General features: G+C 64.0%; 12 protein-coding genes. 5 read left to right on the plus strand and 7 right to left on the minus strand.

Annotated features, from left to right (window positions below; genetic code table 11):
• The first annotated feature begins 22 nt into the window (after positions 1-22).
• On the plus strand, positions 23-2,998 hold the full coding sequence (locus tag AC3ANX_RS10915) for a TonB-dependent receptor (protein ID WP_488333307.1): 2,976 nt from the start codon (positions 23-25) through the stop codon (positions 2,996-2,998).
• A 143-nt stretch (positions 2,999-3,141) separates the two neighbouring features.
• The gene (locus tag AC3ANX_RS10920) at positions 3,142-3,831 is read left to right on the plus strand and encodes a DeoR/GlpR family DNA-binding transcription regulator (protein WP_488333308.1); all 690 of its coding nucleotides are present in this window, start codon (positions 3,142-3,144) and stop codon (positions 3,829-3,831) included.
• On the opposite strand, the gene AC3ANX_RS10925 is transcribed toward AC3ANX_RS10920, so the two are convergent.
• The 5 genes from AC3ANX_RS10925 to AC3ANX_RS10945 all read right to left on the minus strand — a co-directional run bounded on the left by AC3ANX_RS10925 (position 3,807) and on the right by AC3ANX_RS10945 (position 11,368).
• Entirely contained in the window at positions 3,807-5,174 is a 1,368-nt protein-coding gene (locus AC3ANX_RS10925) for a POT-type proton-dependent oligopeptide transporter (protein ID WP_488333309.1), read from the minus strand. The genes AC3ANX_RS10920 and AC3ANX_RS10925 overlap by 25 nt on opposite strands.
• 53 nt (positions 5,175-5,227) lie before the next feature.
• A complete protein-coding gene (locus tag AC3ANX_RS10930) occupies positions 5,228-7,279 on the minus strand; it encodes a phosphocholine-specific phospholipase C (protein WP_488333310.1) in 2,052 nt (683 codons plus the stop codon).
• A gap of 691 nt (positions 7,280-7,970) precedes the next feature.
• A complete protein-coding gene (locus tag AC3ANX_RS10935) occupies positions 7,971-9,446 on the minus strand; it encodes a TonB-dependent receptor domain-containing protein (RefSeq protein ID WP_488333311.1) in 1,476 nt (491 codons plus the stop codon).
• Positions 9,359-10,305 (minus strand): IS630 family transposase gene (locus AC3ANX_RS10940; protein WP_488333312.1). Its coding sequence is split into 2 segments (ribosomal slippage): positions 9,359-9,969 and positions 9,969-10,305, totalling 948 coding nucleotides; the frame shifts between segments, so codons are not numbered across the junction. Before AC3ANX_RS10940 ends, AC3ANX_RS10935 begins: the two co-directional genes overlap by 88 nt.
• Positions 10,283-11,368, minus strand: a complete 1,086-nt coding sequence (locus AC3ANX_RS10945) for a TonB-dependent receptor plug domain-containing protein (RefSeq protein ID WP_488333313.1) — start codon at positions 11,366-11,368, stop codon at positions 10,283-10,285. Before AC3ANX_RS10945 ends, AC3ANX_RS10940 begins: the two co-directional genes overlap by 23 nt.
• Before the next feature lie 229 nt (positions 11,369-11,597).
• Between AC3ANX_RS10945 and AC3ANX_RS10950 the strand changes: the two genes are divergently transcribed.
• The 3 genes from AC3ANX_RS10950 (at position 11,598) to AC3ANX_RS10960 (ending at position 18,119) form a co-directional block, all read left to right on the plus strand.
• Positions 11,598-13,829, plus strand: coding sequence for an efflux RND transporter permease subunit (locus AC3ANX_RS10950; protein ID WP_488333314.1), 2,232 nt, complete (start codon positions 11,598-11,600; stop codon positions 13,827-13,829).
• Positions 13,830-14,420: 591 nt separating this feature from the next.
• Positions 14,421-16,820 carry a TonB-dependent receptor plug domain-containing protein gene (locus tag AC3ANX_RS10955; protein ID WP_488333315.1) on the plus strand — a complete coding sequence of 800 codons (2,400 nt, stop codon included), beginning with the start codon at positions 14,421-14,423 and terminating at the stop codon, positions 16,818-16,820.
• A gap of 12 nt (positions 16,821-16,832) precedes the next feature.
• Positions 16,833-18,119, plus strand: a complete 1,287-nt coding sequence (locus AC3ANX_RS10960; protein ID WP_488333316.1) for an aminotransferase class V-fold PLP-dependent enzyme — start codon at positions 16,833-16,835, stop codon at positions 18,117-18,119.
• Positions 18,120-18,504: 385 nt separating this feature from the next.
• Here the strand turns inward: AC3ANX_RS10960 and AC3ANX_RS10965 are convergent, their stop codons facing one another.
• Both AC3ANX_RS10965 and AC3ANX_RS10970 read right to left on the minus strand, forming a co-directional pair.
• On the minus strand, positions 18,505-19,443 hold the full coding sequence (locus AC3ANX_RS10965; protein ID WP_488333317.1) for a formylglycine-generating enzyme family protein: 939 nt from the start codon (positions 19,441-19,443) through the stop codon (positions 18,505-18,507).
• Positions 19,444-19,544: 101 nt separating this feature from the next.
• Positions 19,545-21,809, minus strand: a complete 2,265-nt coding sequence (locus AC3ANX_RS10970; protein WP_488333318.1) for a sulfatase-like hydrolase/transferase — start codon at positions 21,807-21,809, stop codon at positions 19,545-19,547.
• Between the last annotated feature and the right edge of the window lie 159 nt (positions 21,810-21,968).

Genomic DNA, 21,968 nt, shown 5'->3' on the forward strand with positions numbered 1-21,968 from the left:
GCGATTTTCGCGCGCCTTCGTCGTGCGCGCCGTACTTTTGCTTGGAACCGCGCTGCCGGCGGCGGCGCTGTTGACCGCGCCCGCGCACGCGCAGGATTACACCAACATCGCCGCTTCCGGGCGTGTCACTTCCGATACGGGCGCGGCGATCGCCGGTGCGGAGGTGAAGATCACCTCGTCGGATCGAGGCATCAGCCGCTCGGCCACCACGAACGAGGCCGGCGCCTATACGATTCCGCAGCTTGCGCCGGGCAATTACGATTTCGAGGTGAGCGCGCCCGGCTTCAGCGCCTACGCCGAGAAGCGCATCGCGTTGACCCGTAGCAACGGCGGTGCGAACAGCTTCAAGCTTATTACGGCGAGCGACAGCGGCGACATCGTCGTGAAGGGAACGCGTCAGCGCGTTGCCGATTTTCAGGAAACCACCACGGGCGCGGTCATTGATCTGGGGTCGCTCCAGAACCGCGTGCCGATCGGCCGAACCTTGCGCGACGTGATGCTGCTGACGCCGGGCGCGGTGCAGGGTTCGTCGGGCGCCAACGGCGGTTTTGCCAATCAGGTGTCGATCGCGGGCGCATCGTTCACCGAGAACGCGTTCTACATCAACGGTCTCAACATCACGGATTTCGTGTCCGGCTTGCAACCTACCGAGGTGCCGTTCGACTTCTACCAGACTGTTGAAGTGAAAACCGGCGGTGCGCCTGCGGAGTTCGGACGCGCAACCGGCGGTTACGTCGTCGCCACCACCAAGTCCGGCTCGAACGATTATCACGCCAGCATCACCGGTACGTGGGAGCCCAAGGGTCTGCGCGACTCCTCGCCCTCCACCTACGACACCGATTACGCCCACGCTACCGCCAGCCGGCAGGAACTGGTGCTGCAAGCAAGCGGCCCGATCATCAAGGATCACTTGTTCGTTTACGGCCTCTACAACTTCCGCGACATCCGTTCGCTGACGCCAAGTTCCAACCAGAACAACGCGACCGGCGTGACCAACACCAGCCCGTTCTGGGGCGGCAAGGTCGATGGCTACATCACCGGCGACCATCACTTCGAGTTCACCTACTTCGACACGACCAACGACACGCACACGCGCAGTTACGATTACGATCGCGCCACCAACACGATCGGCGCGAAGACCGGCGGCACCGATACCCGCGCCGGCGGTGTCAACTATGTCGCGCGCTACACCGGCACCTTCACTCCGTGGCTGACGCTGTCCGGCGCATATGGCGTCAACAAGCTGCGCTCTGGCAACGTGCCGCTCGACACCACCAATCCTCGCGTGATCGATTATCGCACCAGCGATGCCGGCATCGACATCGGCGCAAACAAGGTCACCGACGCGTATAGCCGCACCGATGACAAGCGCGAATTTTACCGGATCGACGCGGATCTCCAGTTTCAGCTGCTCGGCTCGCACCACGTCCGGATCGGCTACGACCACGAGGACGACACGCAGACGCAGACCTATGAGACGATCGGCGACGGCTTCTACAAGATCTTCCGCACCACCGCGAGTTCGGCGGCGCGGATCGGGCTGCCAGTCGGCACCGATTACTACACCACGCGGGTCTATTCGCAGGACGGCGTCGGCACCGTGCGCAACGAGGCGCTGTACCTTCAGGACGAGTGGACGCTGTTCAACGACCGCCTGCGTCTGCAACTCGGCGTGCGCGATGACCGGTTCAGCAACCAAGGCGTGAATGGCCAAAGCTATTACACGTCCGGCGATCAGTGGGCACCACGGCTCGGCGCCAGTTACGATCTGTTCGGCAACGGCAAGACGAAGGTCTATGGATCGTTTAGCAAATACTACCTTCCGCTCGCAGGTGACATCAACCTCAACGTCGCCGGGCAGCTCGTTACCTATACGCGCTACAATCTGTTCAACGGCGTCAGCGGTGCGGGCAATGTACCGGTCGCGGGCGCGGCGCTGTTGTCGGTTGCCAACACAACCGCTTGCCCGGACACCAAGATCGCCAATTGCGAGGTCTCCGCCAACGGTACGCCGTCTGACCCGGCCGGCGCGATCGCGCACAACATCTCGGCCCAGTCGGACAACGAATTCATCTTTGGCGCGTCACGACAGATCAGCGACCATATCCGCATCGGCGCCTATTTCACCCACCGCGAACTGACCAACGTGATCGAGGATTTTTCGGTCGATGCGGGAGAGCAGGCCTATTGCCTCGGCCAAGGGTTCAGCGCGGCGGCGTGCCAGAAGGCGTATCCGGGCGGCAGCCACTTCGTGATCGGCAATCCCGGCAAAGACGTCACCACCCAGATCAACGCCCTGCCCGATGGCACCAAGCCAACCGTGACCCTGAAGGCCAAGGATCTGCTCTATCCCAACCCCAGCCGCAACTACAACGCGGTGACGCTGACGTTCGATCGCACCTTTGATCAGGTGTGGAGCCTGTCGGCGAGCTACACCTGGGCAATGGACAAGGGCAATTACGAGGGCGGCGTGCGCTCGGAGAACGGCCAGCTTGCGGTCAACCGCAGCGCGGATTTCGATTCCCCCGGCTTCGTCAACGGCGCCTACGGTTACCTGCCGAACGATCGCCGCCACACGCTGAAGGCCTATGGCAGCTACCGGCCCTTCGCGCTGCTCGATCTCGGCGCGAACCTGCTGGTGCAATCGCCGCAGCACAACAGCTGCATCGGCACCGTGCCGGCCAGCGTCGACGCCTACGCCAACACGTACCACGGCTACAGCTATTATTGTAACAACACGCTCGTGCCGCGCGGAACCGCCTTCGACGGCGACTGGCTGACCCAGTTCGATGTGAGCGCCGTCGTCCATCTGCCGGTGCCGACCCGCTACGACGCCTCGATCCGCATCGACGTGTTCAACCTGTTCAACACGCAAGCCGTGACGTCGTTCAACGAGTTCGGGCAGTTGAGCGACGATTCGCCCAACTCGAACTATCGCAAGCCGGAAGCATATCAGTCGCCACGCTACGTGCGGTTGCAGTTCCGCCTCGGCTTCTGAAACGCCGCCGCCCGCGCGGGGTCGTTGACACGGTTTCGCGCGGCGGCCCAAAACGGGCGATTGTACAGGAGGACACCATTCAAAAGCGATCGGAGCGCCAGCGCGAGATCATCTCACGGCTTCGCAGCGGCCGTACGCTGTCGGTGCTGAGTCTGGCGGCGGAGCTCGACGTATCGGACGAGACGATCCGCCGCGAGTTGCGCACGCTGGAGGATCAGGGTGCGGTTATCCGCGAGCACGGCGGCGCGCGATTGGCGGGCGCGGCGCTGGAGGGGCCTCTCAACCAGCGAATGGAGGAGAATGCCGATGCCAAGCTGCGCATCGCCCGCGCGGCGGCGGATCTAGTGCCGGATGGCGGCATCGTGTTCATCGACTCCGGCACGACCAGCATCTTCACCGCCAAGCAACTCGTCGAACGCAAATCGCTGACCGTCATCACCAACTCGCTTCAGGTTGCGAGCGACCTCGGCGCGATCAACGGCAACCGGCTGTTCCTGGCCGGCGGGCAGATGGATTACGATTACCGTGCCTTCTCGGATCATCATGCGCAGGCGTTCGTGCAAGGCTTCACCCCGCACCTTGCGATCCTTTCGGTGGGTGCGATCAGTCTCGATCGCGGCCTGATGGACTTCCACCCGGGCGAAGCCACAATGAGCCGGATCGCGTACGCCACCGCCAAACAGGTCCTGCTTGGCGCGGACGCCTCCAAGTTCGGGCGTTATGCGCTGCTGAAGACCGCAGAATTATCGCAGGTCGACATCCTTGTCACCGATCGCGCGCTCGAGCCGGACTTCGAGGAGGGTTTCGCTCACGCCGAAGTGATAGTCGCCTGAGGCACTCGCCACGCGAGCGCGGCGCCAAGTATGGCGAGCAGCACGCCGATCCCGGCCACGCCCGCCTGGATCAGCCAGAAACGCGCGTCTGGCATATGGCCGTAAAAACCACCGCTCACGCCCGCCCAAAGGCTTGCGAAAAAGCCGTGCAGGTAGAAGATGCCGGTCCACCAGCCGACGAAGCGCGGCGGCGCGACGTCGGCGATCAGGCTTAGCCCGCTTGGCCAGACCAGCACGACCGAGATGTCGACCAGCAGCAGATAGCCGAGTGCCCACGCGATCGGCACAGGCGTGCCACCATTGGTCGCACTCGCCAGCGCGAGCAGGCAATAACCTGCGGCGCAGCACAGCCCGCCGAGCAGAATGCCGCGATGCGCCCCCAGCACGATGCCGCGCCGCGCGAGCCACGGCATCAGCGCCTGCATCGCAGCGATGAGCAGCATCGTGAACAGCCCATCGAGCGAGACGAACCAGCCGACCGGCATCGTCCATCCCCCGACATGAAGCGCGACCCGGCCGCGCGCCCAAAGCAGGAAGACATCGCCGAGTTGCTCGTACGCCGCCCAGCAGAAATACACGCTGAGAATGGCGGCAACGAGGACCGCCGCTGCGGCCGAACGCCTTGGTATCGGCGCAGCATTGGGGCTGTGCCCGCCGCGGGCGGAGAGGCCAGCGTCGGGCGCACCGCTTACGGCATAGCCCGCGCTGCCGATCGCTACTGCCAACGCCGCCGCGCCGATCGCGTAGCTCCATCCCGCGAAGGCGGCAAGCGCGCCGCAAACCAAAGGCCCGCAGATCACGCCTGCATTCAAAAAGCCGAGATAGGCGGCAAAGCCGCGCTGGCGCGTCGCCTCGTCGAGGTAGAGGCGGCCAAGTTCGACGGACAGATTGCCTTTCACCGTGCCGGTTGCGACCATGAACAGCGCGAGGCCGGGCAGGAAGCCGTAAAGCTGCAACATCATCAGCAGCCCCAAGAACATCAGGCCGGCACCCGCGAAGATAACGATGCGCCGGTTCGCAAACACATCGCCGATCAACCCGCCTAGCGGCACCGCAAGATACAGGAGCGCCCCCGCATAGCCATAGATTTGCGACGCGAGCGCGACCGGTGTTCTCGCGCCCAACCAGTGTCCAAACAGTGCGCGCAAGGTGGTTGCGCCGAGCGCTGGCGCCGCTCCATGCGCAAACACCTGATCGACCAGTACGAGCACGAGCAGCGACTTGACGCCCGCCATCGCGAAGCGCTCCCAGAACTCCATCATTGCCAGGCCGAGGAAACGCCGTTCGAGGATCAGCGACCTATGGCCTCCCGATCCCACGCACATCGTTGCTGTATCGCTCATGCCAGCGGCCATAAGCACACCGCGCAACACGATCATGACAGCGAATGTGCCGATCAGACGGGGTGCGGATAGCGCGGTGCGGGCTCGCTGATGTCAGGGCCGCCCGGCTCGATATGACCGGCGAGGCGCTCGCGACAGCCGTTTGCCGTGGCGATCACCACGTCATACCAGCGGTGCCCGTCAACAGGCGCCAGCGTAAACGTGCCTGCCGCGCGAGGCGGTAGCGCGAGCGAGCGGCGCGCGCCGCTGTGAGCGCAGTGATAGTTGAGCCACTGCGCCACGTCCGAGCGGTTCCGGACATGCAGAGTGTCGCTGCCGACCGGCAGCGACACCTCGATTCGCGCGCTTCCCTCCCGCCCGCGATATTCGCGGAAGAAGCCATTGGGGCCGCGCACCACGAGCGCGAAGGCGCTGTCGATCGGCCATGTCTCCTCGATCGACGACCCCGCCGCCACGGTGAAGTAGCGCCAGCCGGGAAATCGCATTTCGTCCTGCACGCCGAACACCACTCCGTCCGCGCCTTGGTTGACGAAGCGCAGCGCGAGGCCAGCATCGGTCCAGCGCGGCTCGACCTCGAAACGGTAGGGCAGCGCGCGCGCGGGGCGCGTGCCGGGTTCCTGCACGGGCAGTGCCGTGGCCTTGGCGATCGGCGGTGGCGGCGCTGTGTGGCAGAGTGCCACCGTCTCGTCGAACACACCCGCCACCGACGGCAGCGCCTTCAGCCAGGACGTGTCGGCACGGTCGCGCGGCGCGACGTCGAAATCGAAGATCGAGGTGAGATCGCCACACACCGCACGACGCCACGGCGAGATGTTCGGTTCCGCCACGCCGAAGCGACGTTCGAGGAAGCGCAGCACGGAGGTATGGTCGAACGTCTGCGAGTTGACCCAGCCGCCACGTGTCCACGGCGAGATCACCATCATCGGCACGCGCGGGCCGAGCCCGACGGGTTCGCCTTGGTAGGTCTCGCTGCGAACATCGACATTGCTTGCACCGTAACGGCGGTCGATCGCGGGCACGGGCGCGGGCACGTGATCGAAGAAGCCGTCATTTTCATCATAGTTCACGATCAGGGCGGTTTTCGCCCACACTTTCGGGTTCGCCGCCAACGCGGCGACGATGCTGCTGACCAACACCTCGCCATACGGCACGGGCGCGTCGGGATGCTCACTCATCTCCATCATCGGCACGATCCAAGATACCGATGGCAGGCGATCGGCGGCGGCATCGCTGGCGAACGCGGCGATCAGATGCTGGGCGCGGGTTTTCTCGGGGTCGGTGGGTGGCGTTCCGTCGATCCAATCGACCATCGCGCGCCCACGTCTGTAATGGGATGAATTTCGATCCAGCTTGCGAAACTCGGCGAAATAGCCGAGCGGGTTGTCGGAATAGTTCGCCTGTTCCTGATAGACTTGCCAGGACACGCCGGCCTCCTCGAGCCGGCCGGCATAGGTGCGCCACGGCAGGCCTTCGGTAGCGTCGTCCCTGGCCATGTCCGCTCCGGGATTGGCGTCGGTGCCACCATTGGTGACGCAATATTCGCCCGCCTGACCGACGCTCAGGCCGCTCGTGCCAGTGAAGTGGAACAACCGGTTCGGCCCGGTCGGCCCTTGGAGCGAGCAATGGTAACTGTCGCAAAGCGTGAACGCGTCGGCGAGCGCGTAATAATAGGGTATGTCAGCGCGCGTGAGGTGCGCCATGGTGAGAGGCCCCTTCTGCTCTGCCCACACATCCCAGTTGCGCCAGCGGTTCTGGCTGTCCTTCCAGCTATGATCGAGCCCGGTGAAGCAGCGCGCGTTGGTGGCGTTGTAATCAAGCCGAAACGGTAACGCGATTTCACCGCTGTCGCGGTCGGCGCGGCGCTGTTCCCATACGGGTCGGCCGCTCGGCAACGTCACCGGACGGGGATCGCCAAAGCCGCGCACGCCGCGCAACGTGCCAAAATAGTGATCGAACGAGCGGTTCTCCTGCATCAGGACCACGATGTGTTCGACATCGGCGAGCGAGCCCCGTGGCCCTGGCCGCTCTCGTGCCGCAGCCCGCATGCTCGCCACACCAGCGAGGCTGGAGGCGCCGTTGAGAAATCCGCGACGGTCGATCAACATGAGCTTCACCGCTATGGGTTAGGGCCGCGTACGCCCGTTCAGCCAACACCGTACGGTGGGGATGAGCAACGATTGTGACAACATCGCGGTTTTGATACGTTTCTGAGGTTTTCGGAACCTTTTTCCACAAATCCTTCACGGCCGGGCCCTCCGCCCTTCGGTGTCCTCTGACCTGCTCCCCGGAGATCATGTCACCGGTGAGTCAGCTCGTGAGATGGAGACGAACGATGCGGCGAGGCCGTTTACCGAGGATCAGATCATTGGCGTACTGCGTGAGCACGAGGCCGGCGTGAAGACTGCCGAGCTGTGCCGTAAGGTCCCGACTACATCATACCGGGTTATTGCACGGGAGAAACGTTCATCGCCGCTGCGCAGGCCGCCATGCCCGACAAGGTGGTCTGCCTGATCGTCGGAACACGGTATCGATTCGGCAGCGCTGCACTAGCTGGTTAAGCTGGTCAGCATCGTACTCGAACGAAGCTTCCGCCCGCATGGTCCGCAGAGACCCACAAAGCGACGCTAAGCGACGCTTTCCGGCTTCCTACTTTCGGCCCCTGTTCAGCTCCAATATTTGCCGACGTTAGCGGTAGAAGGTCGACGGGTGGAGATCGACATTTCGCGTCGACACCGGCGCTGCGACCTGATCACAGGCCGCAGCGGATGCAACCGGCATAGCCACGCCACCCTAGCATCAGAACGTAAGCGTGATATCCCCCGTATAAGCGCGCCCGGTGTTGAAGATGTATTGATCATACGCGGCGGTTTTGCCGGTGCTTACGTTCGTGACAGACTTGTCGTTGAAGAGATTGTTGACCTCGAAGCCGACGCGGACCGGGCCGACGTCGTATCGCACGGAGACGATTGCCAGATTATACCCCTTGCTGCGGTAAGAATTGTAAGTGGCCAAGGTCGCCGCGTTTGCGACGGCGGTCGGGTCGGTGAACCATTGGCGCCCGATGTATTTGTCGATAACGGCGAAGCGGATCGAGCCTTGCTTGTAGAGCACCCCGCCAGCCGCAGTCAACTCGGGCGCATCGGCGACCTGAAGCTTCATCGCGCCGGGATTGTCCGTCTTGGCGTAATTGCGCGAGCCGTTGGCGAACACCGCGAAGCCGCGCGGCAGCGCATAGGTGATCTGCCCTTCCACGCCCTTGTACTGCACCGCGCCCTGATTGATGAAGATCGTGCCTACGGTCGGATCGGGCGAGTTGAACGAGGCGAACTTGTTGTTGAAGTCGATCTCGTAGACGTCGGCATCGACCGAGAGATTGCCGCCATGGTAGACGACGCCGCCCTGATAATTGGTCGAGCGTTCCGGCGCGATCGTCGAGAAGCCCGGGTTGGCGACATACAGCGCGCTCAGCGACGGCGCGAGGAAGCCGCGCGCATATTGAAAGTAGGCGGCGAGAGCGTCCGTCACCGCATAGTTGACGGTCGCGAACGGCAGATTGGCGCTGTAGGTGTCGCTGGTGCGCTGCGCGAAGCGGACGGTCTGGTTGTAGAGCGCATCGACCTTGCGATTGAAATCGACATGTTTGAAGCCGGGCGTGATCTTCAGCCCAGGCAGCGGGCGCAGTTCGAGTTCGACGAATTCCTCGGTGTGGTTGGTGTGCGAGTTCTGGTCGAACTTGACGTTGGCAGGGGTTGCACCGTGTCGGCGGGCGCGGCGGCAAGCTGCGCGGCGGTGAGCGCTTTTTCCGCATAATTGGGTGCGCCGGTCAGCAGGTTGACGTCGCGCTGCTGGCGATAAGTGTCCGACCATTTGATCCAACCGCCGGCGGTGATCGCGCCGAAGCCGAAGTCCATCCGCGTTTTGACGATATCGCCGTACACGCGGTAGCGGTTGGTCTTGGTATAGCCCGGCACGCCGAAGCTGGTCTTGCCGCCCTGCGTGAGCGTGACGACGTTCGCCTTCGTCACCGCCGCGGCGATATCGGCGGCGGTCGCGCCCAGCATCGGCGCGGTGCCATAGATCGTGACGTCGTTGCCGCTCAGCGTCTCGTTGTCGTAGCTGTAAGTATAGGCGCGGTTCTCGAAGGTCGAGCTGGGTGCGATGTTCGCCTCTAGAGCGGTTTTCGATCAGTCTGCATCGTAGCCGCAGGCGGCGAAGTAGTTGGCACATTCCTGGGGCGAGTAGAGATCGAGGATGCGACCGATGGCGTTCCATAGGCCATGGACGGTCCGCTCGGCCGCTTTTCGCAGGTGCGCCTTCAGCTTGGAGAAGGCCTGCTCGATCGGGTTGAAGTCTGGGCTGTAGGGCGGGAGGAAGAGGAGCGTTGCGCCAACGCTTTCGATGGCGGCTCGCACGGCCGGCGCCTTGTGGCTCGACAGGTTGTCCATCACGACCACGTCACCGCGGCCGAGTTCCGGCACGAGCACGCGCGTGACGTAGGTGAGGAACGCATCGGCGTTCATTGGTCCGTCGAGCACCCAGGGTGCTACCATGCCCGTGCGGCGCAGGCCGGCGACGAAGGTCGTGGTCTTCCAATGTCCGAAGGGGATGCCGGCGCGCAAGCGCTGGCCCCGCCGGCAGCGACCATGGCGCCGCGCCATGTTGGTAGACGCCCAGGTCTCGTCGATGAAGACCAGCTTGTCGGGGTCGAGATCGAGCTGGCCCTCGAACCACTCCTCGCGACGCTTCAGGACGTCGGGACGATCTTGCTCCGTCGCGTGGCCGGTCTTTTTTTGCGCGTGATCCCGTGGCGGGCGAAGAAGCGCCAGAGCGTGGCGATGCTGACGCTCACGCCACGCTCGGCCAGCACCCCACGAAGCTCTGCCAGCGTCGGATCCGGCTGCTGCTCGATCGCCTCCAGAATGAAGGCGGCATGGTCCTCAATCTTGGGACTTCGGCGATCACCGCCCTGCGGCTTGGCCGCCGGCGTGCCATGAGCGAGCACCAGCTGTCGCCAGCGGATCGCGCTTGCCGCGCTGACGCCGAACCGCTCTGCCGCCTGCCGGCAAGACACCCCGCTTTCGACAGCAGCGATGACACGATCCCGAAGATCACGCGATAACGCTCGGCCCATCCATCCCGGCCTCCTTCGCCAGCACGGATCGTGAATCAGAAAACGGGTGCCGTGTGAATCCCCAACGATTCAGCCCCGACGAAAACCGCTCTAACTTGACGATCTCGAAGTCGGTTGTCTTGTGGGTGCGATTGTATTTATAATAATTCTGCGTGTTGGGATCGTTGTTGAGGCTGAAGTACCGGCCGTACAGCGCCTTCTGACCGAGCGTGACGCCATCCTTGTCGGGCTGGTTGAAATCATTCTCGTTGTAGGTGCCGAGGATGGTCAGCTTCGCATTCGGGCCGACCGGGATCATGATCTTGCCGAAGACGTTGTTCGAGGTGAACGGGCTGTAGCTGCGCAGTCCGTCCGATTTGATATGCTGCCCGCTCAACACGATCTCGGTGCCGCCGAGCTTTTCGATCGCTCCGCTCTGCGCGACGCCGCGCAGCAGATAGGTGTTGTAGCTGCCGTAAGTGCCCTTCAGCTCGACGCTGGCATCCTCGCGGGTGGCGCGGCTGAACAGGTTCATGTTGCCGCCGAACGTCGCCTGCCCCAACTGGCTGGCGTTGCCGGGTCCGCGATCGACGATCAGCGTCTCGATCGTGTTCGACGGGAAGAACGTGTTGGAATGATGCGTCGGATCGTTGGTGTCGCCGAACGGCACGCCGTCATAGGTGATGTTGTATTCGCCATCCTGGAAGCCGCGGATCTGCGCCTTGCTTTCCGACAGACCGTTGCCGTTGGCGTTGCCATAGCCCGAAACGCTCGGGCTGATGAGCGCGATCTGGTTGAAATCGGAGGTGGCGGGCAGCGAATCCTCGATGAACGCGCGCGAGATGATCGACTGCGGCTGCGTGGTCTGGAGCGACGCGGTAACGGGCGCGATCTCGTTCGCGCAGGTGGCGGTGACGACGATGTCCGACCCTTCGGCGATGCCGGTCTGGTTCGCCGCGTCAGCCGAGGCATCGGCAGCAGGCGCCGGATCGGCGATTGCGGCCGTTGCCGTTGTCGCCATCATGATAGCAACCATGCTCGCGCCAAGCCCGCGCACGCGCGCCGTCGTCTTTCCGTTCATCATCGTTCGTCCCCCATGCCTCTGTGCGACGGGGCGCTATGGATCGCGCATGACAGTTCGGTTGCGCGGATGTGACGATCTCAAGGTTGGGAAAACTTAATGGCCGATCGTGCCGGTTTTCGGCGGTGACAGATTAAATAACCTCAACGTGGCGGTGAGCGGTCGGATCACGCGCAAACCTGCAATATTCGGCGCGCAGACGAACACCGACTTCACCGAATAGGACCGACCGATGCGCACTCCCTTTTCTCTTGGTGTCGCGATCGCCGCGCTGCTTCTGCCGGTGGCTGCCTGCGCGCTGGCGGCGCCGACCTACACGGTCGCTGGCAGCATCGCCGGTCCGGACGGCGGCTGGAACTATGCAAGCGTCGATCCGGTCAGCCACGACGTCTATGTCGCGCAGGCGACCGGCGTGACCATCGCCGATCCGACGACAGGGAAGGTCCGCTTCGTCGGCGCGACCGCGAAGAGCCACGCGGTCGTGCCGATCCCCGATCTGCACCTGTTGCTGGTCAGCAGCGATCATGACGACAGCGTCCGCCTGATCGATCCGGTCAGCGGCGTTGAGAAAGCAAAGATCACGGTCGGCAACGATCCCGATGTCGCCTTGTACCATCCCGCCTCGCACCACGCGGTGGTGATGCTCGAACATATCATGCGCCGCTTGCAGGAGGGCGAGCAAGCGGTCGGGCGCGCAGCGGCGGAGATGTCGCGCCCGCTGATCGGATCGACCGCCGCGACGATCGTGGTGTTCACCCCCCTTGCCTTCGTCGGCGGAGTGACAGGCGGTTTCTTCAAGGCGCTGGCGCTGACGATGGTGGCGGCGCTTGGCCTGTCGCTGCTGTTCGCGCGCTGCGTGCTGCCGCTGCTGGCTGAACGCTGGGTGCGCCCGCGCGACATCGCCGCGGCGGAGCGCGCGGGTGCGTTCCAGCGGCGCATTGTGCGTTGGGATGACCGGGCGGCGCGCAGTGCACTCGCGCGGCCGGGCGTATTCGTGGTCGTGACGGGCGTGATCCTTGCGGCACTCGGCTATGCCACGTGGACGCAAGTGCCGTCGGGGTTCATGCCGGCGATGGACGATGGCGGCTTCATCCTCGATTACAAGGCGCAGCCCGGCGCGGCGCTCGGCGATACCGATCGGCTGTTGCGGCAGGTCGAGCAGATCATCACCGCCACGCCCGAGGTGGCGAGCTATTCCAGACGCACCGGTGCGCAGCTCGGCGGTGGCCTCACCGAAGCGGACGAGGGCGATATCTTCATCCGGCTCAAAGGCGGTGCGCGCCGATCCACCGAGGCGGTGATGGCCGACATTCGCGGTCAGGTCGGCGCCAGGGTGCCGGGGCTGGAGATCGAGACCGCACAATTGATGGAAGACCTGATCGGAGACCTCACCGCCGTGCCGCAACCGATCGAGGTCAAGCTGTTCGGCGACGATCCGGCGCTGCTGGCGGTTTCGGCCAAGCGCGTCGGCAAAGTGATTGGCGCAATTCCCGGCGTAGTCGAGGTCGTGGATGGCCTGAGGGTCGCCGGCGATGCGCTCGCGATCCGGGTTGATGCGGCGGCTGCGCTCCAGCAGGGGCTCGATCCCGACTCGGTGGCGACGCAGGCGGAGGCGCTGATCGCCGGAACGGAGGCGACTCAGGTCCGCATTGGCGAGCAGCTCGTCACCGCCCGCGTGCGGGCGGCGGCAGACCTGCGAGCGCGTGCCGATCTGCTCAGCCGCCTGCCGCTGACGGCGCCCGACGGGCACCTCGTCCGCCTCGGGCAGATCGCACGCGTTGTGGTCGTGGCCGGGCAGACGCAGATCGCCCGGGAGGATCTCGCGCCGTTCATCGCCGTTACCGCGCGGCTGGAAGGGCGCGATCTCGGCTCGAGCATGCGCGACGTGGGCGCCGCGGTGGCGGGGCTGCACCTGCCGGCAACTGTGCGGGTCGATTATGGCGGCCTCTACGCGCAACAGCAGCAGAGCTTCGCCGACCTGACAATGGTGTTCCTCGCCGCGTTGCTGCTGAGCGCGCTGCTCCTCACCATCCTGTTCGGACGGCTGAGCTGGACGTTGGCGGCGATCGTCACCGTACTGCTGGCGGCGGCGGCGGTGCTGGTCGGGCTGTGGGCGACCGCCACCGAACTCGACATCTCAGCGCTGATGGGGCTGACGATGGTGGTTGGTATGGTCACCGAACTGGTGATCTTCTTCCTCGCCGAACTGCCGCAAACCGGTACGATCGACGCGGCGGTGCTGCGTGACGCGAGCGCGAAACGGCTGCGACCGATCCTGATGTCGGCGTTGATCGCCGCACTGACGCTGGCTCCCCTCGCCCTCGGCGTTTCGCGGAGCGCTGGCCTGCAACGTCCGCTCGCCACTGCGATCATCTTCGGGTTGGCCGCAGCGGTTCCGCTGGTGCTGGTGTTCCTTCCAACGCTGATCGCAGCCCTGACCCGGCGGAATGCGGGTATGAGGTAATGGCGTACATCCGCTTTGCCGCGACGCCAGATGCGACTATCATCTACAAGGCAACCGGAAACTTGTCCTCGGGTAATCCTGCTCGGCCACGCCAAGATCGAGAGTACCGTTCGCTACTCTGGTGTTGATGTGAAGAATATTTTGAGCTGTCAGAACGAGCGACGTTATGAGCTGTCCGTCTCAACCCAAAAGTCGACACTCGCGGGCTTTTTCGCCTCCCCAACTTCTGCCGTTGGTTCATGTCGTAGGAGCGCGGGTCTAAACGGCTTGGTTTGGACCGTTGCTGCCAGCAGAAACGACTCCGCTGAACGGCGGGTTTGACCGTGAGCCGTCATTCCGAACGAACTCAGCCGTCTCGGTACCGACGGGATTGGTCTGCCAGCGTGTCGTGCGGCAAAATCTGGTCTGTCTCGCTCATCAACTAAACCAAACAACCGCAGCTAACTACGCCGCGCTGAGCCGGGTCGGCCGCGTCGCGCAACTGCCATCGTTCCGACGCACCGATGCAGCGATACTGAAACAATGTGCCAATAGAGCCACGCCAGCCGGCAAAAACATAACGCCTAGCCGAGCTGCTCAAGGGGACACCATTTGACGAAATTTACCCCGGCGGGCGCGCTTGCCGCGCTGCCCATCGCGCTGTGCGCACCCGTTTTCGCCTATGCCGCGCCGCTTGCCGCGCCGGTCGAGGCGCCGGCCGCGGATCAGGCTGCGGATGCGGACACTGTCATCGTCACCGGCACGCGGGATCGCGGCGTGACGCAGTTCAACTCGCAATCGCCGATTGACGTGCTGCCCGCCACCGCGATCGATGCGAGCGTCTCGGGCGATCTCAACGATACGCTCGCGCAATTGCTGCCGTCCTTCAACGTGCAGCGTCTGCCTGCGGCTGACGGTCAGGCCTTCGTGCGCCCGGCCACCTTGCGCGGGCTCTCCGCCGACCAGACGCTCGTGCTGGTCAACGGCAAGCGGTATCACCGCTCGGCGCTGCTCGGCACGCGCGGTGCGCAGGCACCCGATCTCGCGACGATCCCCGGTCTCGCTATCAAGCGCATCGAAGTGCTGCGCGACGGCGCATCGGCGCAATATGGCTCGGACGCGATTGCGGGCGTTGTCAACATCATCCTCGACGATCAGCCCGGCCTCAACGCCTTCGGTCAATATTCGCAATATTACAAAGGCGACGGCAAGGAATATCAGAGCGGTATTCAGGGCGGCATCGCGCTGGGGACGCGTGGCAGCTTCGTCTTCACCGGCGAATACGACCATTCCGAGGCGACCTCGCGAACGCGCCAGCGCCCCGACGCGATCGCCTTTCAGGCCGCCAACCCGACGCTCGCCCTGCCCAATCCTGTGCAGCGCTGGGGCCAGCCTGACCTCGAAAGCATCCGTGGCGGCTACAACACGCATTTCGACGTGTCCGATGCGTTCAAGCTCTACAGTTTCGGCACGTTCGGCGAGGGCGAGGGCGTGACCGACTTCAACTGGCGCAACCCCGCCGGCACCGCCTCCGTCTACGGCGCGAGCCCGGCCTTTCCCGGCTTCAACTTCCGGACGCTCTACCCGACCGGCTTCACGCCGCGCTTCGGCACCACCACCAGCGACATTCAGGCGACCGGCGGCGCGCGCGGCGCGCTGGCCGAGGCGTTCACCTATGATCTCAGCGCTTCTTACGGGCAAAGCGTGATCGACTATACGCTGGGCGAGAGCCTCAACGCCTCGCTCGGACCCAATTCACCGACCGCCTTCTACCTCGGCCGCCTGCGCCAGCGCGAGTTCAACCTCAACGCCGACTTCGTCTATCGCTTGCCGGTGGGCGGGACGGAGCCGATCAACATCGCATTCGGCGGCGAGCGCCGGCTCGAGCAATATAGCGTGCGGCCGGGCGACCCCGCCTCCTATGCGATCGGCGCGGGCGCGGCGGCGGGACTTGCGCCCAATTCGAACGGCTTTCCCGGCTTCAGCCCGCTTCAGGCGGGGCGGTTCAGCCAGGAAAGCTATGCGGGTTACGGCGATCTCGAATGGCAGCCGGTCAAGATGCTGAGCGTCGGCGCGGCCGGACGCTATGAGAACTTCTCCGCCTTCGGCGGCAAGTTCACATACAAGCTGAGCGCGCGCGTCGAGCCGACCGACGGCATCGCACTGCGCGGTGGCTATTCGACCGGCTTCCGCGCGCCGACGCCGGGTCAGCTCAACACCTCGAACACCTCGCAGGGGCTCGACACCACGACGCTTCAGGTGTTCAACAGCGGCCGTCTCGCCACCACCGATCCGATTGCGGTCGCGCTCGGCGCCAAACCGCTCAAGCCCGAGACGTCCGACACGGTCACCGCCGGCCTCACCTTCAAGACCGCGTTCGGGCTGACCGGCAGCGTCGACGCCTATCAGATCAACGTCGACGGTCGTTTCAGCCAGTCGGCCTCGTTCGCGGTGCCGGCGAGCATAGCCAACCCGCTGCGCTTCACCTCGGTCAGCTATTTCACCAACGATTTCGACACGCGCACGCGTGGCATCGAAGCGGTGCTGAACTATGCGCAAGCGGTCGGGCCGGGGAAGGCCAATGTCACGCTCGCCTACAATTACAACAGGACCAAGGTGACGAGCGGCACCTCGGCGGCAATCCCCAACGAGACGCAGCGTATCGTGTTTGAACAACGCCTGCCGCAGCATAACGCGACCGGCTCGATCGGCTATGACGTCGGCCCGGTGGGACTGTTGTTCCGCGGCCGCTATTACGGCGGCTGGACCGACGTGTCGGGCAATGCGACCGGCGACATCTATCAGCGCTTCGGCGGCATCGCCTTGTTCGACGTGTCGGCCAGCTACACGTTTGCCGAGCATTTCACGATCCGCGCAGGCGCGGAGAACGTGTTCAACCGCTACCCCGCCGAGGCCACCAACCAGGCCGTGCGCGGGCTGATCTATTCGCGAAACGCCCCATATGATACCGACGGCGGCCAATATTATGTGCGCATCGGCATGAAGTTCTAAGGGGCGAATGGCATGGCGATCAGCCGGAGAACCATGTTGACGGCGGCGGCGCTGCCCCTCGCCGATCGGCTGGGCGCGGCGATGCCGCAGGCCGGTCCCAAAGCCGGTGCCGCCGCACCGGACGACGAGGCTTATTGGGCCAGAATCGCCGCGCAATATGATGTCACCCGCGATGTCATCCAGCTCGAAAACGGCAATTGGGGCATCATGGCGCGACCCGTGCTCTCCGCCTACGAACGCGCGGTCGAGCGGGTCAATCGCGAGAACAGCTTCTTCACGCGTCGCGGCTTCGTGGACGAACTCCACGGCGTCCAGCATCGCGTCGCCGCCGCGCTCGGCGTCGGAGCAGACGAAATCGTTTTCACTCGCAACGCGACCGAGGCGTTGCAGGGGCTGATCGACGGCTATAATCGGCTGCGTCCGGGCGACGCGGTGCTGACCGCCGATCTTGACTACGACAGCATGCTGGGCTGTTTCGGCGGGCTCAAGGCGCGGCGGGGCGTGCAGGTGGTGCGGATCGCGCTTCCCGAACCGGCGACCTATCAGGGCGTGATCGACGCCTATGCGCGGGCGTTCGCCGCCAACCCCAGGATCCGGCTGGTGCTGCTCACCCACCTCAGTCACCGCACCGGGCTGGTGATCCCGGTGAAGGAGATTGTCGCGATGGCGCGCACGCACGAGATCGACGCGATCGTCGACGCCGCGCACAGTTGGGGGCAGCTCGATTTCGACTTCGCCGATCTCGGTGTGGATTTCGCCGGGTTCAACCTGCACAAATGGTGGGGCGCGCCGCTCGGCGTCGGTGTGATGTACCTGCGCAAGAGCCGCGTGCGCGATATCGATCCCGATGCCGCCAATGAGGGGAGCGACCCCGACAGCGTGGCCGCGCGCATCCACACCGGCACCAGCGACTTCGCCGCGTTGCTGACGGTGGCGCAGGCATTCGACTTCCAGCAGGCGATCGGCACGCCCGCCCGCGCCGCGCGGCTTAGCTATCTGCGCGACCGCTGGGCCGAACCGCTGCGCACGCTCGACGGCTTGCAGATCCTCACCCCGGAGGACACGCGGATGCACGGCGGCATCACCTCGTTCCGCATAAAGGGTTGCGTCACACCCGCTGACAATATCGCGATAGCGAAGACTCTGTTGGACGAACACGGCATTTTTACCGTCCACCGTACTGGCGTACAGGCCGGTGCGTGCGTACGCGTGACGCCGGCGCTGTTTACCAGTGCTGACCAAATTGACAGATTCGCCGCAGTCCTGCCCGTCCTGACCAAGCGGTTCGCCAAGGTCTGAAGACGATTGCGAGCGACACTCAGACCGATATGTCGCCTTACAATGCTTGCGCCGGCAACCTCAACTTCAGCCTCTCGTTGATCCTAGCCTGGAAGGCCTAAAGTGGGACTTACCTGTCGTTCGCGGGTCAGCAGTCGAACGGCAGGTTTCGCCAAAAGCGTACGTCAGATCGCTGGCCTCACAACGACCCCGATGTGGGACGATCCGAAAGGCAGCTTACGGGCCGCGAAACCGGGTAGCGGCTATTTAGACGAGGCGAGACCAACGGTGGCTGCCAACCAGGTCCGGCCTTGGCCATGGGATGGTCGGTGTGTCAGGTTCTGCCGAAAGCCGTAATGAAAGCGGTTAGAACCACCGTGCATCCAATGGCAGAATCCATTAAGTGTCAGTGCCGTCTCGCCAGCCCCGAACCAAGTTCTGACTGCCGCCTGATGCACCGAAATCCGATGTGACTGGTCGAGGTGTCGATCATTTCGGCATGACGCGCAGCCGGGCGGTAGCGCCGGCAGTAGTTTTCGGCGCAGAGGTGCGAACCGCCTTTCATCACCTTGCGCCCGATGCGGACCTGCGGTTGGTCGGGGTCGAAGCTGGTCTTCAGCGTTCCCCCGCGCGGATTGGCCACCGCGCAACAGTCGCTCGTCTTCTTCCGATGCTCCTGCCACCAGTCGCTGGTCCATTCCCAGACGTTCCCGATCATGTCGTAGACCCCGTACCCATTCGGAAGAAAGGCGCGCACCGGCGAGGTGCGCTCCCAACCGTCCTGCAAGGTATTGGCAAAGGGGAACAGGCCTTGCCAGTAATTGGCCATCATCGCCCCGCCCGGAGCGAGTTCGTCACCCCAGGCGTACTCCTTGCCGTCGAGTCCCCCGCGCGCGGCGAACTCCCATTCGGCTTCGGTCGGGAGTTCCTTCCCGGCCCATTTGGCATAGGCTACGGCATCGGACCACGCGACGTGGACCACCGGATGGTCGTCAAGCCCTTCGCACGAGGACCCTGGCCCATATGGGTGGCGCCAATCCGCGCCAAACTCGAAAGACCACCAGCGTGACGGGTCATCCGTGCCGACCGGCACCGCGCTTTTGTGAAATACCAGCGAACCCGCTCGGTCCATGCCCGGCAGCATGCCGGGATAGTCCCTTGGATCGGGTGCTATTTCAGCGATCGTGACGTGGCCCGTCGCGGCAACGAAATCTGCGAACGCGCGGTTGGTGACCGGAGCATCGTCGATCCAGAAACCGTCGACCCGGACGCGGGCGAGCGGGGCTTCCTCGGGATAGAAGTTCAGCGAGCCCATGGTGAACTCGCCACCTTCGATCCAGATCATGCCGCCGTGTTCACTCACAACCTGTCAAAATCCTGCCAGACCGGTTCGCGCGCAACGCTCCAACGCAGACGTTCGCATCGGTTCAGCGCCGGCAGTACCCATCACTTGTGCAGCGGTCCATCGCCGCCGAGATCGATCGTGAACCGATTGATCTTGCCTTCGAATGTAGCGGGCAGCGATTGCCCCTCGAACAGCGGTTCATAGCCGATGCGTCCGACGAACAGCAGCCCATAGGAGAACCCGAAACGTTCGACGCGGCCCGAAGCGACAGGCTTGCCATCGACAAGCAGACTCAGCGTTCCGCCCGAAAACGGAGACGGCGTATCATGGACTGCTGCCATGCTAAGGTCGTGCTTGCCGGGAGAGAGCGGAGCATTGGCCGCGATCCGCACGACATCGCCTGGATTGTCACTTACACGGTAGACAAATTGGGGTACCCCGTTCTGCTGGAAAAGTCCCCAGCCATTGTGAAGATTACCGCGAACTGCAATCATGCCGGACTCACCGGCGCGGCTGGTCTCGATCGTTGCCGTCAAACGCCAGTTGCCTGTCATGTCGGGCACCATGCCCATCTCGTTGCGCTGCGGCCCGGCAAGGTATTCGAAGTGGTTGCGGCCGATCGTGAGGCTGGGCGCAAGGCCGGGCCGCAGGCGGGCGCCGGTGCGAACATCCAGCGGCAGGACCTGGTTCGCCGTGGCAGCTGCGGTGAAACCGCGCTTCAGTTCCTCAAGCTTGGCCGGGAACTTTGCAGCGACATTGTGGGCCTGCGAGTAATCGTGCGCGAGATCATAGAGTTCCCACTTGAAATCCTCAGCCGGCACACGCTTGCCGCCGCGTTCCCACGGCATGTTGGCGGGCGTGGTGGAAGCGATCCAGCCATCCTTGTAGAAGGCACGGTTCCCCATCAGCTCGAAATACTGCGAGTGGTGGCGCGAAGGCGCGGTGGGATAAGCGAAGCTGTAGAGCATCGACGTGCCAGACAGCGGTTCCTGCGCCACCCCATCGACGGTTGCGGGCGGGGTGATGCCGGCTGCCTCGTAAATTGTTGGTGCCACGTCGATCACATGGGCGAACTGGGTGCGAACTGCCTCAGGGCGGGTCAAATGGCCAGGCCAAGATACGACCAGGCCGTTGCGCGTGCCGCCGAAGTGCGAAGCGACGAGCTTACTCCACTGAAACGGCGTGTCCATCGACCATGCCCAACCGATCGGATAGTTGGGCATCGTGGTGGCGGTGCCGAGCTCGCCAAGGCGCGGCAAGGTTTCGGCATAACTACCGTCGCGGTCGGCGAGCGTGGTGTAGATGTCGATGGCGCCGTCGCGATCTTCGCCGGAAGCGCCGTTGTCGCCCTGAATGAACATGATCAGGGTGTTTTCCAGCTGCCCGGAAGCGCGCAAGTGCTCGATCACCCTACCGATCTGGGCATCGGCATAGGCGAGCGCGGCCGCATAGACCTGCATATGGCGTGTTGCCACGCGCTTCTCGTCGGGGCTCAGGCTATCCCACGCCGGCATCTGCGGTGGGCGTGGGGTCAGCTGCGCATTGGCGGGGATCACGCCCATGCGCTTTTGACGAGCGAAGGTTTCCTCGCGCAACTTGTCCCACCCTTGAGTAAACTGCCCGTCGAACTTGGCGATCCAGTCTGCAGGCGCATGGTGGGGTGCGTGTGAAGTCGCCGGTGCGTAGTACAGGAAGAAGGGATTACCGGGCTTGAGATTGTGCTGGCTCTGCAGCCAATGAATGGCGTGATCGGCCAGATCCTTCTCGAGCATGTACCTTGCATCGCCTCGCGGCGGGTCCATCGGCGTAGTGTTTTCGACCAGCTCGGGCGCGTACTGGGACGACCATCCACCGTTGAAGCCGTAGAAGTAATCAAAGCCAAGACCGGTCGGCCAACGGTCGAACGGCCCCATCGGGGTACGCTCCCACAATGGCGTGTTGTGGTTCTTGCCAAACATGGCCGTACTATAGCCGTTCATCTGCAGAACCCGAGCGATCGTGGCGTCGCGCTTTTCTATCGAGGCGTCGTAACCCGGTGCGTCAGTCGCGAGTTCGGCGACGACGCCGAAACCGACTTGATGGTGGTTGCGGCCGGTCAGCAGGGCAGCCCGAGTTGGCGAGCACATCGCCGTGGTGTGAAACGCGTTATAGCGCAGTCCTTGCTTGGCAAGGCTATCGAATGTCGGCGTGGGTACCGGCCCGCCGAAGGTGCTGCTCGCGCCGAAACCGACATCGTCGGTCATGATCAGCAGGACATTGGGCGCACCTTTGGGCGCCTGCGGCGGCGACGGAAAGGCCTGCCAAGTGGGTGCCGGGCTGACCACAGCGGGGATACTCTGCGCCGCCGCGCCGCTCGCGCTCGCCATCAGGCTTACAGTCAGTGCCAGTCGTGTGACCGTCCGACATCCGTTACTTGCCCGCGTCATGGTCCTGATCCCGTTCATTTCCGATGTCCAACGACGATGACATCCGAAAAACTGGTGGGCTACGGCACGACTGGTTATACGTAGGCATGAACGAAAGGT

Source organism: Sphingomonas sp. BRN-1R, from assembly GCF_057748035.1.

Excerpts from the sequence above, each read along its gene's own strand:
- AC3ANX_RS10925 (WP_488333309.1), bottom strand. The coding sequence starts at position 5,174 with ATGAGCGATACAGCAACGATGTGCGTGGGATCGGGAGGCCATAGGTCG.
- AC3ANX_RS10930 (WP_488333310.1), bottom strand. The coding sequence starts at position 7,279 with ATGTTGATCGACCGTCGCGGATTTCTCAACGGCGCCTCCAGCCTCGCT.
- AC3ANX_RS10935 (WP_488333311.1), bottom strand. The coding sequence starts at position 9,446 with ATGGAACGCCATCGGTCGCATCCTCGATCTCTACTCGCCCCAGGAATG.
- AC3ANX_RS10945 (WP_488333313.1), bottom strand. The coding sequence starts at position 11,368 with ATGATGAACGGAAAGACGACGGCGCGCGTGCGCGGGCTTGGCGCGAGC.
- AC3ANX_RS10950 (WP_488333314.1), top strand. The coding sequence starts at position 11,598 with ATGCGCACTCCCTTTTCTCTTGGTGTCGCGATCGCCGCGCTGCTTCTG.
- AC3ANX_RS10960 (WP_488333316.1), top strand. The coding sequence starts at position 16,833 with ATGGCGATCAGCCGGAGAACCATGTTGACGGCGGCGGCGCTGCCCCTC.
- AC3ANX_RS10965 (WP_488333317.1), bottom strand. The coding sequence starts at position 19,443 with ATGATCTGGATCGAAGGTGGCGAGTTCACCATGGGCTCGCTGAACTTC.
- AC3ANX_RS10970 (WP_488333318.1), bottom strand. The coding sequence starts at position 21,809 with ATGGCGAGCGCGAGCGGCGCGGCGGCGCAGAGTATCCCCGCTGTGGTC.